Origin of the sequence: Parerythrobacter aestuarii (assembly GCF_030140925.1) — a bacterium.
Classification (GTDB): domain Bacteria; phylum Pseudomonadota; class Alphaproteobacteria; order Sphingomonadales; family Sphingomonadaceae; genus Parerythrobacter; species Parerythrobacter aestuarii.
Genome location: NZ_JARBWD010000001.1, coordinates 1,661,211 through 1,673,713 on the forward strand (window position 1 = coordinate 1,661,211; position 12,503 = coordinate 1,673,713).

Annotated in this window: 16 protein-coding genes and 1 other RNA gene; 11 read left to right on the forward strand and 6 right to left on the reverse strand. The window is 59.5% G+C overall.

What is annotated here, in order from left to right:
* Nucleotides 1-54 precede the first annotated feature (54 nt).
* The 5 genes from QPW08_RS08100 to QPW08_RS08120 all read right to left on the reverse strand — a co-directional run bounded on the left by QPW08_RS08100 (nt 55) and on the right by QPW08_RS08120 (nt 1,905).
* Complete coding sequence (locus QPW08_RS08100) at nt 55-270, reverse strand: DUF2842 domain-containing protein (protein WP_284125221.1); 216 nt, start codon at nt 268-270, stop codon at nt 55-57.
* Complete coding sequence (locus tag QPW08_RS08105; protein ID WP_284125222.1) at nt 267-881, reverse strand: 5-formyltetrahydrofolate cyclo-ligase; 615 nt, start codon at nt 879-881, stop codon at nt 267-269. Before QPW08_RS08105 ends, QPW08_RS08100 begins: the two co-directional genes overlap by 4 nt.
* A non-coding RNA gene (gene ssrS, locus QPW08_RS08110) (6S RNA) lies at nt 868-1,037 on the reverse strand. Before ssrS ends, QPW08_RS08105 begins: the two co-directional genes overlap by 14 nt.
* Nucleotides 1,038-1,048: 11 nt before the next feature.
* Nucleotides 1,049-1,687 carry a cell division protein ZapA gene (gene zapA / locus QPW08_RS08115; RefSeq protein WP_284125223.1) on the reverse strand — a complete coding sequence of 213 codons (639 nt, stop codon included), beginning with the start codon at nt 1,685-1,687 and terminating at the stop codon, nt 1,049-1,051.
* Nucleotides 1,684-1,905 carry a hypothetical protein gene (locus QPW08_RS08120; RefSeq protein ID WP_284125225.1) on the reverse strand — a complete coding sequence of 74 codons (222 nt, stop codon included), beginning with the start codon at nt 1,903-1,905 and terminating at the stop codon, nt 1,684-1,686. The genes zapA and QPW08_RS08120 overlap by 4 nt, the downstream gene beginning before the upstream one ends.
* Nucleotides 1,906-2,102: 197 nt before the next feature.
* On the opposite strand from QPW08_RS08120, the gene tkt reads away from it, so the two are divergent.
* The 10 genes from tkt to QPW08_RS08170 all read left to right on the forward strand — a co-directional run bounded on the left by tkt (nt 2,103) and on the right by QPW08_RS08170 (nt 11,437).
* Entirely contained in the window at nt 2,103-4,082 is a 1,980-nt protein-coding gene (tkt, locus tag QPW08_RS08125) for a transketolase (RefSeq protein WP_284125227.1), read from the forward strand.
* A gap of 13 nt (nt 4,083-4,095) precedes the next feature.
* Complete coding sequence (gene gap, locus QPW08_RS08130; RefSeq protein WP_284125228.1) at nt 4,096-5,103, forward strand: type I glyceraldehyde-3-phosphate dehydrogenase; 1,008 nt, start codon at nt 4,096-4,098, stop codon at nt 5,101-5,103.
* Nucleotides 5,104-5,197: 94 nt separating this feature from the next.
* Complete coding sequence (locus tag QPW08_RS08135) at nt 5,198-6,394, forward strand: phosphoglycerate kinase (RefSeq protein ID WP_284125230.1); 1,197 nt, start codon at nt 5,198-5,200, stop codon at nt 6,392-6,394.
* Nucleotides 6,391-7,476 carry a serine hydrolase domain-containing protein gene (locus tag QPW08_RS08140; RefSeq protein WP_284125231.1) on the forward strand — a complete coding sequence of 362 codons (1,086 nt, stop codon included), beginning with the start codon at nt 6,391-6,393 and terminating at the stop codon, nt 7,474-7,476. Before QPW08_RS08135 ends, QPW08_RS08140 begins: the two co-directional genes overlap by 4 nt.
* Nucleotides 7,473-7,934: a PaaI family thioesterase gene (locus tag QPW08_RS08145; protein ID WP_284125232.1), complete on the forward strand. Its 462-nt coding sequence runs from the start codon at nt 7,473-7,475 to the stop codon at nt 7,932-7,934. Before QPW08_RS08140 ends, QPW08_RS08145 begins: the two co-directional genes overlap by 4 nt.
* Before the next feature lie 2 nt (nt 7,935-7,936).
* On the forward strand, nt 7,937-8,584 hold the full coding sequence (locus tag QPW08_RS08150; RefSeq protein WP_284125233.1) for a 2OG-Fe(II) oxygenase family protein: 648 nt from the start codon (nt 7,937-7,939) through the stop codon (nt 8,582-8,584).
* Nucleotides 8,585-8,666: 82 nt separating this feature from the next.
* Complete coding sequence (locus QPW08_RS08155; RefSeq protein ID WP_284125234.1) at nt 8,667-9,554, forward strand: fructose bisphosphate aldolase; 888 nt, start codon at nt 8,667-8,669, stop codon at nt 9,552-9,554.
* 65 nt (nt 9,555-9,619) lie between these two features.
* Nucleotides 9,620-10,057, forward strand: a complete 438-nt coding sequence (locus tag QPW08_RS08160) for a hypothetical protein (protein WP_284125235.1) — start codon at nt 9,620-9,622, stop codon at nt 10,055-10,057.
* A gap of 38 nt (nt 10,058-10,095) precedes the next feature.
* The gene (gene thiE, locus QPW08_RS08165) at nt 10,096-10,725 is read left to right on the forward strand and encodes a thiamine phosphate synthase (RefSeq protein ID WP_284125236.1); all 630 of its coding nucleotides are present in this window, start codon (nt 10,096-10,098) and stop codon (nt 10,723-10,725) included.
* A gap of 16 nt (nt 10,726-10,741) precedes the next feature.
* Nucleotides 10,742-11,437 (forward strand): M23 family metallopeptidase, encoded by a 696-nt coding sequence (locus tag QPW08_RS08170; protein ID WP_284125237.1) that lies wholly within the window; start codon nt 10,742-10,744, stop codon nt 11,435-11,437.
* A 3-nt stretch (nt 11,438-11,440) separates the two neighbouring features.
* Here the strand turns inward: QPW08_RS08170 and QPW08_RS08175 are convergent, their stop codons facing one another.
* Entirely contained in the window at nt 11,441-11,803 is a 363-nt protein-coding gene (locus QPW08_RS08175) for an elongation factor P (protein ID WP_284125238.1), read from the reverse strand.
* Between the two features lie 130 nt (nt 11,804-11,933).
* Here QPW08_RS08175 and efp point away from each other — a divergent pair, with 130 nt between their 5' ends.
* Nucleotides 11,934-12,497, forward strand: coding sequence for an elongation factor P (gene efp, locus QPW08_RS08180; RefSeq protein ID WP_284125239.1), 564 nt, complete (start codon nt 11,934-11,936; stop codon nt 12,495-12,497).
* Nucleotides 12,498-12,503 lie beyond the last annotated feature (6 nt).

A 12,503-nucleotide genomic window follows, 5' to 3' on the forward strand; every position in this document is an offset into this window, starting at 1 on the left:
CTCCCTTATAGGGAGGCTAGCCGGTTGCAGGGCGGCGTCAACAACGCTGGTCGATTACTTTGCGCTTCCTGTCTCCATCCACACCAGGAAGTGCCGCAGCGGTAGTAGCCAGATCACGCCGAGAACGAGGTAGACTATGGTTTGGAACGCCACATGCCAGTCGCCGATCAGCTCCGGCACATAGCGCGCAATGACCAGGGCATAGGCGACGAGCGCGACGATCAGGATAAGGATCCCGACGGGAATGCGCCAGGTTGGCTCAGTTCTCATGCAAAAGGTCCGTATATCCGGGTCGGCGTGATAACTGCATCGAGCTGCTGGTCATGCGGTTCGAGAGGAAGGGATTCCACCAGCTGGACATCCCACGCAAGACCGACCTTGGTCTTGCCCGGATGGGCATCAAGCCAGCGATCGTAATGCCCACCGCCCTGGCCCAGCCGATGCCCATCGGCAGTAAATCCGACCAATGGCATGAACAGGACATCCGGCTCCATCGTTTCGGCATCGGGGGCCGGCTGCATGATTCCGAAAGGGCCTTTTGCAAGATCGCTTGCGCCGAATGGATCAGTATGAGTCGCGAACTCCATCGTGGAATCGCGCTGGGCAAAGCGGGGCAGGACAATCGCATGACCTCGCTCGTAAAAGAACTTTGCATAGGACGCCGTCGGCGCTTCATCCGGGGTAGAGTGATAGAGCCCGATGACCGCATCATCGGCAATCATCGCAAGCAAGGGAGCGGGTGGCCGATTGAACAGAAGCGCGCGGATAGCCTTAGGCTGCGCTCCTACATGGTCGCGCCGGAACTGGCGCAGTGATTTCCGGAGCTCTTGCTTGTCCTGCACTGAGTACTCTCTCCGAAAATCGAGTGGCGGAACCACCATGGGTCGTTGCCCGAGAAATCCTCTGACGCCTAAACGTCAGGTGGGCGCCGTTTACCCTGGTCCCCAGGACGAACCCGTTAACCAGGGCAGGGACAGCTCCCTAGGATTGCTTATAGCCTCAGGGATATTCAAACGGCTCGTGCCGGGCAGTCCCGCCGCCTGGCTATTTAGGATGGAGTGCTCGACGTCTCAAGTTTGGCGACGCAGTTTTCTAGCAATTCGGCAAACCGTTCGAGTGAGGGGGCGAGATCGGGATCCGTCATTGCTGCTGTCGGATTGGGGAAACTCTGCCGCTCGCTACTGGCAGGAAGTTCCGCAAGACGCTGTTCAAACGTATCCCTCTCCCGCTTGGCGGTCGCAAGTTCCGCATCCAGGCGAGACTTTTCCGCGTCAGCTTCCATAACGGCGATCTTGAACCGCTCGTTGTCCGCTGCGAGGTCATTATACTTGTTCGCTTCTTGCTGGTTGGCCGATTGAAGCCTGTCGAGTTCGCGTTCCAGGTCGGCGACGCGCACCTTGAGCTTTTCCGCCTGACTGACGGCAAGATCTGCCTCCCGCTTTGCGTTCGCGACATGGGTATCTGTGGCGGCCAGGTCTGCTGCGGCCTTTTCGGCAGTCAGCTGCGCGCGGTGGAGATCATCTGCCAGCTGCAGCGTGGCAAACAGGAGATTTTGCGAATAACGCGGCGCGAGCTGCTGAAATTTGGCGTCAATCTGTGCGCCGAGATTCTGGATATGCGGTTCGTCACCGGGTTGGCAGGCGATGGCAAAGGTTCGCCCACCGACCGTAAGATTGAGTGTGTTCATCCTTCGAGTTTCCCGATGATCTCATCGAGGCGCTTCAGCTCGTTCAGCACTGTTTCCCGAAGTTCCTCGTGCCGCACGACCAGCTGCGAAACATTGGGCGGCATCGGGGCTGGTGTGGCTGTCTGAGCCGCCGGAGGCTCGCGATCGGCGATCTCGGCAATTCGCGCCAAAGCCCGCTCGATACGTTGCACTGCAGTCTCGATCCGATTGCCGTCCATACTCCGTGATTTACCGCTATTATCTTGGATAGGCAAAGCCTTGGGTGGGGCTGTTGATAACTGGCCTGAACGATGCGACGCGAAGTAGCTGTTTGGGGACCGCTACCGCACCTGTCCTTGACCTTGCCCGGTGCCTCCGCGAAGGGTTCCGGCGCAGCGAATCGCCCTGCTACCTAGCTTGCCGGAGCCACTTGCCCATGAGCGTCGATCCCACCCGCCTTGCCCCGATGGCCAATGCTATCAGGGCGCTATCCATGGATGCGGTGCAGGCAGCGAATTCCGGTCACCCCGGAATGCCAATGGGCATGGCCGATGTGGCGACAGTCTTGTGGTCCAGCTACCTGAAGTTCGATCCTTCGGCCCCTGACTGGGCCGACCGCGATCGCTTTGTGCTGAGCGCAGGTCATGGCTCGATGCTGATCTACAGCCTGCTGCACCTGTCGGGCTATGCCGCGCCGACGATGGATGACATCCGCAATTTCCGACAACTGGGCAGTCCCTGTGCCGGCCACCCCGAAAACTTCCTGCTGCCGGGCGTCGAATGCACCACGGGTCCGCTCGGCCAGGGCCTGGCGATGGCCGTTGGCATGGCGATGGCCGAGCGCCACCTCAATGCCACTTTCGGAGACGAACTGGTTGATCACCGCACCTGGGTGATCGCTGGTGATGGCTGCTTGATGGAAGGGATCAATCACGAGGCCATCGGTCTCGCCGGACACCTGAAGCTCGGGCAGCTCAACGTATTGTGGGATGACAACGCGATCACAATCGACGGTGCGACCGATCTTTCAACGAGCGAGAATATCCGCGCCCGCTATGAAGCGACCGGATGGCATGTTGCCGAATGCGATGGGCATGATTTCGAAGATATTGCTCGAGCAATGGATGAAGCGATCGCCGACGAACGACCTTCGCTGATCGCGTGCCGTACGATCATCGGCAAAGGGGCACCCAACAAGCAGGGCACCAGCGCAACGCACGGAGCCCCGCTTGGGCCGGATGAGATCGCGGCGGCGCGCGCGACGCTAGGGTGGGAATCGGAGCCGTTCGTCATTCCCGACGGCATTATGGGAGCATGGCGCTCGATCGGTGATCGTGGACGCGACGCCCATTCCGAATGGGCCGGACGCTTGGCCGCTAGCGATCACATGGATGAATTCAACCGTCGGATGGCCGGTATCCTGCCCGAAGGCGAAGCGATGGAAGCCTATATTGCGGGCTTGATCGCCGAGCCGGTGAAGGTGGCGACCCGCAAGGCCAGCGAGATGGCACTGGCGCAGATCAATCCGCTGTTGCCGGAAACCATCGGCGGCAGCGCCGACCTGACCGGTTCCAACAACACCAAGGCGGGCGGTATCGAGCCCTTCACGGCTGACAATTACAGTGGTCGTTACGTCTATTGGGGCATTCGTGAGTTCGGCATGGCCGCGGCGATGAACGGGATGGCGCTGCATGGCGGAGTGATTCCTTACGGCGGTACGTTCCTTGTCTTCACGGACTACGCTCGAGGCGCGATCCGCCTTTCCGCGCTTCAACAAGTGCGGGCAATCTACGTCATGACTCACGACAGCATCGGCCTTGGGGAAGACGGGCCGACCCACCAGCCGGTCGAGCATCTGGCTTCGCTGCGGGCCATGCCGAATGTGCTGGTCATGCGTCCGGCCGATGCAGTCGAGACGGCGGAATGCTGGGCCATCGCGCTCAAGCAGTCGGACCGGCCTTCGATCCTCGCGCTCAGCCGCCAAGGCCTGCCGCAGATGCGGCTTGAGGCGATCGACGGCGTGCTTAGCACCAAGGGCGGCTACCGCATCAAGGTTGCAGAGAACGACCGCAAGGTTGTGTTGGTGGCAACTGGCTCGGAACTGCACATTGCCGCAGAATGTGCTGCGAGACTTGAAGAACAGGGCATCGGTGCGGATGTCGTTTCGATGGTCTGCACAGAACTGTTCGACGAACAAGACGAAACATATCGCGGGGATATCCTTCCCGCTGACGTGCTCAAGGTCTCCATCGAGGCAGGAACGACATTCGGTTGGGATCGGTATGTCGGATCGGACGGCCTGAAGATTGGTCTCGATCGCTTCGGCGCATCGGCACCGACAGAACAATTGTTCGAGAAATTCGGTTTCACAGCGGATGCCATCGTTCCGCAAATCACAGAAAAATTGAACGGATAAGCAGGAGTTTATCATGGCCACCAAAGTTGCCATCAACGGTTTCGGACGTATCGGACGCCTTGTCGCGCGCGCTATCCTTGAGCGCACGGATCACGACCTCGACCTCGTTTCGATCAATGACCTGGCTGACACCAAGTCTAACGCGCTGCTGTTCCAGTACGACAGCACTCATGGCCGTTTCCCCGGTACGGTCGAGGTTGGGGACAACGCGATCATCGTGAATGGCAAGAGCATTGCGGTTACCAGCGAGCGTGACCCTGGCAACTTGCCGCACGCAGCGCAGGGCATCGATATCGTTCTCGAGTGCACGGGCTTTTTCCAAAGCCATGAAGCAGCCGAACCGCACATCAAGGCTGGTGCCAAGCGTGTGCTCATCTCTGCCCCGGCCAAGAATGTCTCGGCCACCATTGTCTATGGTGTGAACCATGACACGCTGACCAGCGACGACATAATCGTCTCCAATGCCAGCTGCACCACCAACTGCCTCTCCCCTATGGCGAAGGTGCTGCATGAGACGGTCGGCATCGAGCGCGGATTCATGACCACCATCCACAGCTACACCAACGATCAGCGGATGCTCGATCAGATGCATGGCGACATGCGTCGTGCCCGTGGCGGTGCGCAGAACATGATCCCGACCACCACCGGTGCAGCCCGCGCGGTCGGCCTTGTCCTGCCCGAACTGGCCGGCAAGCTCGACGGCAGTTCGGTTCGCGTGCCGACGCCGAATGTTTCGCTGGTCGATCTCGTCTTCACCCCCGGTCGCGACACCACGGCGGAAGAACTCAACGCCGCGCTCAAGGCCGCTGCGGAGGGCAAGATGAAAGGCGTGCTCGACTATACCGACCAGCCGCTCGTCAGCAGCGACTTCAACCACTATCCGGCCAGCTCGACAATCGACAGCCTCGAGACTTCGGTCATGGAAGGCAAGCTGTGCCGCGTCGTCAGCTGGTATGACAACGAATGGGGTTTCTCCAACCGCATGATTGACACCACCGGCGTGATGGCGGGGCTGCTCTAGGTACGCATCCGACATTCGTACGTGCTGAGCCTGTTGAAGCGCGGTTGTGCCAACACCCTTCGACAGGCTCAGGGCGAACGGCTAAGTAGGTGATATGAGCATATTCAAGACCCTTGACGACCTTGGCGACATCACCGGCAAGGTCGCGCTGGTGCGCGTCGACCTGAACCTGCCGATGAAGGACGGCTCGGCCACCGATTTGACTCGGGTCGAGGCGGTCAAGCCGACCATCCTTGAGTTGGCAGACCGCGGAGCAAAGGTGCTCTTGCTGGCTCATTTCGGCCGTCCGAAGGGTGCAAGGCATTCGACCATGTCCACCAGCATGGTCCAGGGCGATGTCGAGAAAGTGCTCGATCGTGAAATCATGTTCATTCCCGAGGTGATGGGACCGGTAGTCGAACAGGCTATCGGCATCCTTTCTGACGGGGATATCGGCTTGCTCGACAACGTCCGTTTCTGGCCGGGTGAGGAAGCCAACGACCCGGATTTCGCCAGAGGCATTGCGGCGCATGGGGACTTTTACGTCAATGACGCGTTTTCCGCTGCCCACCGTGCGCATGCTTCGACCGAAGGCCTAGCCCATTGCTTGCCAGCCTATGCCGGCAGGGCAATGGAAAGGGAGCTCAAGGCGCTTGACGCGGCGCTGGGCAATCCGGAGCCGCCGGTTGCCGCCGTTGTAGGCGGTGCCAAGGTCTCTACCAAGCTTGACGTGCTGAAGAACCTCGTTGGCCGCGTGCATCATCTGATCATCGGCGGCGGCATGGCCAACACCTTCCTCGCCGCGCGCGGGGTCGATGTCGGCAAGAGCCTTTGCGAGCACGATCTGGCCGACACTGCCAACGCCATCATGGACGAAGCCGACCACGCCGGGTGCACAGTGCATTTGCCCTATGATGTTGTGGTGGCGAAAGAGTTTGCCGCCAATCCACCTTCTGTCCGCACTTGCAATGTGCATGAAGTTGGTGCCGACGAGATGATCCTCGATGTCGGTCCGCAAGCGGTCGAGGCCTTGGGTGACGTTCTCAAGACCTGCCGCACGCTGGTGTGGAACGGACCGATGGGCGCGTTCGAGATTGAACCCTTCGATGCCGCCACGGTGGCTCTCGCTAAGACCGTTGCTGCCCTGACGCAGGACGGTTCGTTGATCTCGGTCGCAGGCGGCGGTGATACCGTTGCCGCGCTGGCGCATGCCGGTGTGACAGATGATGTGACCTACATCTCGACAGCGGGCGGCGCTTTCCTCGAATGGATGGAAGGCAAGGAGCTGCCAGGGGTCAAGGCGCTGGGATGATCCGCTGGCTTGCAGCCATGTTCTTACTCGCGGCGGCGGGGCCGCTTGCAGCAGCCGACGAGGACTACCAATCCTTCGGCGAATTCCTTGAGCAGTTCCGGAAGGAGAGCGGCACACCGTCGCTCAGCGCCGTCATCATTCGCAACGACGAAGTCGTGTGGGAAGGCTACTTCGGGACCTATGACGATGAGGGCGAGCTGCCCACCGTCGCCGAGACAACCTACAAGATTGCTTCGGTCACCAAGCCGATCGTTGCGACGGCGCTCTATTCAGAGGCTTTCGCGGGCAGGCTCAACTTGGATATGCCCATGTCGAGCGACGGGCGCTGGCGCGAAATCTGCGAGTATTTTGTCACAACACCTATTCCCTTCATGAAAGGCGGGATTGATCCCCATGGCAATCCGATCCCGCCGATGCAGTGCGACAAACCAACAACGCTGCGTGAACTGCTGGATATGCGGGCCAATGGTGATGCTTTCGTCTATAATCCGATTGCCTTCGCCAGGATTGATCGTGCTCTGCCCCACGATCGTTCGCGTACATTGCGGGACATAGTGCGGGAACGTGTCGTCGATTACTCGCTGGGGCTCGATTACGATGTAGCGCTTGGCTGGCGTGATCCGTTCGGTGGGTCGGCCTTGCGGTATTTGGCGGAACCCTTCCACGTGGTGGACGGGAAGGCTGTAAAGCAACCTCTGCCGGACGACGACTTTCGTGCTGCGGCAGGGATCATCGCCAGCCCAAGGGCGATTGCCGAGATCGACATTTTCTTTGATCAGGGGCGTATCCTGGGCAGCGGACCGCTGCGCAAACGACTCGTTGAAATGGCGATTGGACCGCTAGGAGACTATCGCGCAGGATGGTGGCTGGAGGACTGGGAAGGCAAGCGCCTGATGTGGCATTCCGGATGGAACGAGAAGCAGTATTCAGCGCTCTATCTAAAGGTCCCGGAGGAAAGGCTCACTTTGATTGTCATGGCTAACACTGAGGCAATTTATTGGGGTAACTCGCTGGTGAAGGCCGAAGTGGTCAATAGCCCGATAGCGGCGCGCTTCCTGGAAGGTTTTGCGAGGTCGGAATGAGTGAGAACGAAGCGGTCGGTGCCACCGGCGGGTTGCAGCCCGTCACGGAAGGCGAATGGGCAGGGTGGTCGACCTGGCAAAGCGATGCTTTTGAACAGCGCGCCGGTCCGTTTTACGAGAAGCTGGAGGCTGATGGATCACGCGTGGCCGCATTCCGTGCAGAGGGACGGCACATGAATGGTGCGGGTTTTATGCATGGCGGTTGCCTGATGACCTTTGCAGATTCTGCGATCTTCACGATTGCGAGCGCCGAGATGGCGGATTCGCACGGTGTGACCATGAACCTGTCGGGCGATTTCCTCGATGCAGCGCGCGAAGGCCAGTTAATGGAGGCACGCGGTGAAGTGACGCGAGGAGGAGGCAAGACGATCTACGTTCGCGGTCTCGTGACAGCCGATAAGCAGCCGGTGTTGAGTTTCACCGGCATCATCCGCAAGGTCGGGCCGCGCAAGAGCTGACCATGGCAGAGACCCGCCGCCTTTTCTCGACTCCGTTCGTCATCGACACACTGCAGAGTGAGGAAGGCATTGGGATGCTTCGGCAGGCGATCGAAGACGAGCATGCGCGCGACTGTCAGGGTATCAGCATTTCGAACATCGGCGGATGGCATTCAAACACACGGATGCTCGAGTGGGGCGGTGAAGCGGCGCGTGCGCTGGTCTACAAGGCCATGACAATGGCCGATACCCAGACGTTGGACATCAAAAGCCAGCAAGAAAGCCGCTTTGGCTGGGTCCCGGAACTGTGGGCCAATGTTTCGACCAGGGGCAACGCCAACCAGTATCACTTCCACCCGGGCAGCTTCTGGTCAGTGGTTGCCTATGTCGATGATGGCTACAAGGGCAGCGACGATCCGGCGCTCGGCGGTGAGCTGCAATTGCTCGATCCACGCATGCCGATGGTTCGAATGACTGCGCCGGACTTGCGATTGCTCGATGTGGACGGCCAGGTTCAGTTGAACGAGATTCCTATCCGCCCGAAGACGGGGATGATCGTGATGTTTCCCAGTTGGCTGCAGCATGCGGTGCGCCCGTTTTATGGCGAAGGCACGCGGATTTCGATCGCGATCAACCTCGTCCCGGCGTTGAAAGCGCAAAACCTGGCTTAAGGACGTTGCCCCGAGAGCAGGCTCTGGCTAAGGGCGCGTGCATACCTATGCACGGCTACGAGATCGAGGGATTAGCACTGCCATGAACACCGAACAGATGACCGCCAAGATCGCCACCGGGAACGGCTTTATTGCTGCGCTCGACCAATCGGGTGGCTCAACTCCCAAGGCACTGCGCGGCTATGGCGTGGAAGATAGCGAATGGTCCGGCGACGATGAAATGTTCGCTGAGATCCACAAGATGCGTAGCCGCGTGATCACGGCACCCAGTTTCGGCAACGGCAAGGTCATCGGGGCGATCCTGTTCGAGAAGACCATGGACGGCGAAGTCGATGGCAAGCCGGCCCCTGACGCGCTTAAGGATCGTGGTGTGGTTCCGTTCATCAAAGTCGACCAGGGCCTCGAGGACGAGGCGAATGGCGTGCAGATGATGAAGCCGCTCGACAAGCTGCCCGCGCTGCTGGAAAAGGCGGTTGCCAAGGGGATGTTCGGGACAAAAATGCGCTCGGTCATCAAGTCGGCCAACGCCGGGGGCATCGCCGCAATCGTCGCACAGCAATTCGAGGTCGGCAAGCAGATCCTCGATGCCGGACTCGTGCCGATGCTGGAGCCGGAATATGACATCACCGCTGCCGACCGCGCTGAAGGCGAGCAGGTCCTGCTGGCGGAGATCATGAAGGGACTCGATGCCCTGGGCGACCGCATGGTCATGCTCAAGCTGTCCATCCCGGTCGAGCCTGGCCTTTATACGCCCGCAATCAACCATCCGAACGTGCTGCGCGTAGTGGCACTCTCGGGCGGCTATTCGACTGACGATGCCTGCGAACACCTGGCAAAGAACCCCGGCATGATCGCGAGCTTCAGCCGCGGCTTGCTGCAGGACTTGCGCAAGGGCCAGTCGGACGACGAGTTCGATGCAGCACTGGGCGGTGCGATTGACCAGATCTGCACCGCTTCTATGGCGGGTTGAGACTAGTCGAGCCGGGTCGGATGCCTGACGTCCGGGAGCTCCATTACTTCCGTGGTCTAGCCCCCATGATGTGGGTGCTGTTCGGGCTATCGATCATAGAGATTGGTGTCGTTCACTTGCTCGTAGCGCTCAGCTGGCCATGGATCGGATGGCCCTTGTCGATTGTATCGATCCTGGGCGCGATCTGGCTGGTATTCTTTATCCGCTCGCTCCGGAGGACCCCGCATCTTGCCGAGACCGATCGTCTGTTGCTCCGGCTCGGCACGCTCAAAACCGTTGAGGTAGCATATGCTCAGATTAGCTGTTGGACTGGAAGCTGGGAATCCGGTGCGCACAAATCCAAAGGTTCGCTGAACCTGGCCGCAATTGCCTATCCCAATCGGGCGATCCATTTGAAAGTACCGCTCAAAGGTGGAAAAAACCGAGTGTTCGTGCGCTTCGATGCGCCGGACGATTTTGACCAGCTGATGTCGCAACACGGCATTCTGCATTGCGGCGATTGAGACTGTCATTAGAGCATCGGTGGCGCTAACGGAACGCCATGAGCGAAACCGAAATCCCGACGCAGCTTTACTTGGTTTCACCGCTGGATGTCAGCGGTGACTTTCCCTCCCGGCTCGAACGTGCATTTGATGCGGGGGAGGGTTTGGTTACAGCGTTCCAGTTCCGTGTGAAGGATATCGACCAGCACGAAGCTGCCAGGCTGGCCGAGCCGCTACAGGCAATCTGTGCCACCCATGACGTGGCTTTCATCGTCAATGACAGCATTGCGCTGGCAAAGCGGCTCAAGGCGGACGGGGTTCACCTTGGGCAAGAAGATGGCTCGCCGAAGGAAGCGCGCGAGCAGCTTGGACGGGAAGCGCAGATCGGGGTTACGTGCCATGCTTCGCGGCATCTTGCGATGGAGGCCGGGGAAGCTGGAGCCGACTATGTGGCGTTTGGCGCTTTCTTTCCTTCTGCCACGAAGGAAACCAAGCATCAGCCAGAGCCGGAGATCCTGCAGTGGTGGTCGAATTTGTTCGAGATTCCCTGTGTAGCTATTGGAGGGATAACCCCCGAGAACTGCACTCCACTAGTCGACGCCGGTGCCGATTTCCTAGCCGTCTCCGGTGCTGTCTGGAACGGAGACGAAGCAGAGGTGATCAGGAAATTCGCCAAAGTCCTGCGGTAAGTGCTAGAATGCGCGTATGAATTTCATTGATCGCCTGCTCACTATCGTCATCACCGCAACTGTCACCTCCATGATCTGGATCGTGGCAGGTGGTAGCTTGATGGAAATGGCCTCCAGTGACAGCCAGATCCAATCGACGCGCCCGGCAGCAGCTGCGCCCAGCCCGCAAGCCAGCCTGGCCCGGAAACCGAGCGCAACTGAAGCGGCACCTTCGGTCGCCAGCGACGCGCCTTCGCTCGATATCGACGAATCTTCGCAGCCGACGGCGGGCGAATCCGCCAACCTGTTGATACCGGTGCTCAATGTTCGAGCATCCGATCTCACCGATACATTCAGCAATACCACCGATGGGGGTGTGCGACTGCACGAAGCACTCGACATCATGGCACCTGTGGGCACCACCGTGGTCACAGCAGCACCGGGCACGATTGAGAAGCTGTACCAGTCCAGTGCCGGCGGCAAGACGGTCTACGTTCGTTCAGCCGATGGCCGCACAATCCATTATTATGCACATATGGCCGAATACGCCGACGGATTGCGCGAAGGGCAGCGTGTCCGCCGTGGACAAAGGCTTGGAACCGTCGGATCGACCGGGAATGCGAGCGATGAAGCCCCTCATTTGCATTTCGCCATCCTCCGCACGACGGAGGATGCGGAATGGTGGGAGCCAGCCAACGCCATTAACCCGTATCCCCTGCTGGCAGGAGAGTAGGCCCTATTGCAGTGGACCCGTCCTGACGCAACGAACCCGGCTAAGTGATCCGTCGGCATTCTTGAGCCTAAGCATACCCGTGCCTTGTCGCTTGTATTGTTCGTCCTTGAGTGGACCCCGAGTGAAGACAAGGTCGTCCCCTGTCATGAGATAGGTCCCGGAGCCCTTCGGGCTGAGATAGCGAGAGGCGTTCTTGATGGAGAACTTCTTGTCAATCGGCACCCAGGCGCTGCCACCGGCATCCCCGGGCAGCGAGCATTGGTAGCGGCCAACGGGCAAGGTCTTGAGTGGCCCGTCGGCCAGCACCGGCGAGGCTGCGCCGGCCAGTGCGGCGCCACCTGCAACGATAATTGCCAGTCGTTTCATAGGGAGTAGTCCTAGCATGGCGGCCCGCTTAGCTCCACTAACCTTGCTCCTCCCTTAGCGCCAAGCTAAAGGGCGCTGCCAACAGCTGCGCCAAGGTGCGGCAATCACACCCTTACAAGGCTCTTGTCTCATGAAAATCAGCGGCGTGGACATCCGTCCCGGCAACATTCTCGAATATGAAGGCGGCATCTGGAAGGTTGCCAAGATCCAGCATACCCAGCCGGGCAAGGGCGGGGCCTATATGCAGGTTGAAATGAAAAACCTGCAAGATGGCCGCAAGACCAACGTGCGTTTTCGCAGCGCGGATACGGTTGAGAAAGTACGTTTGGATACCAAGGAATACCAATTCCTCTACGAGGATGGCGACATGCTGGTGTTCATGGAACAGGAAACCTACGAACAGATCTACCTCCCGAGCGACCTGTTGGGTGATGCACGACCATTCTTGCAGGACGGCATGCAAGTGCAGCTCGAACTGTGGGAAGAAAAGCCGATCAGCGTGCAGCTGCCGCAACAGGTCGAGGCCGATATCGTCGAAGCCGATGCGGTGGTGAAAGGCCAGACCGCATCTTCCAGTTACAAGCCGGCCGTGCTGGACAATGGGGTCCGCATCATGGTTCCGCCACATATCGAGAGTGGCACACGCATCGTTGTCGACGTCTACGAACAGACGTATGTCGGCAAGGCAAGCTAACGCACG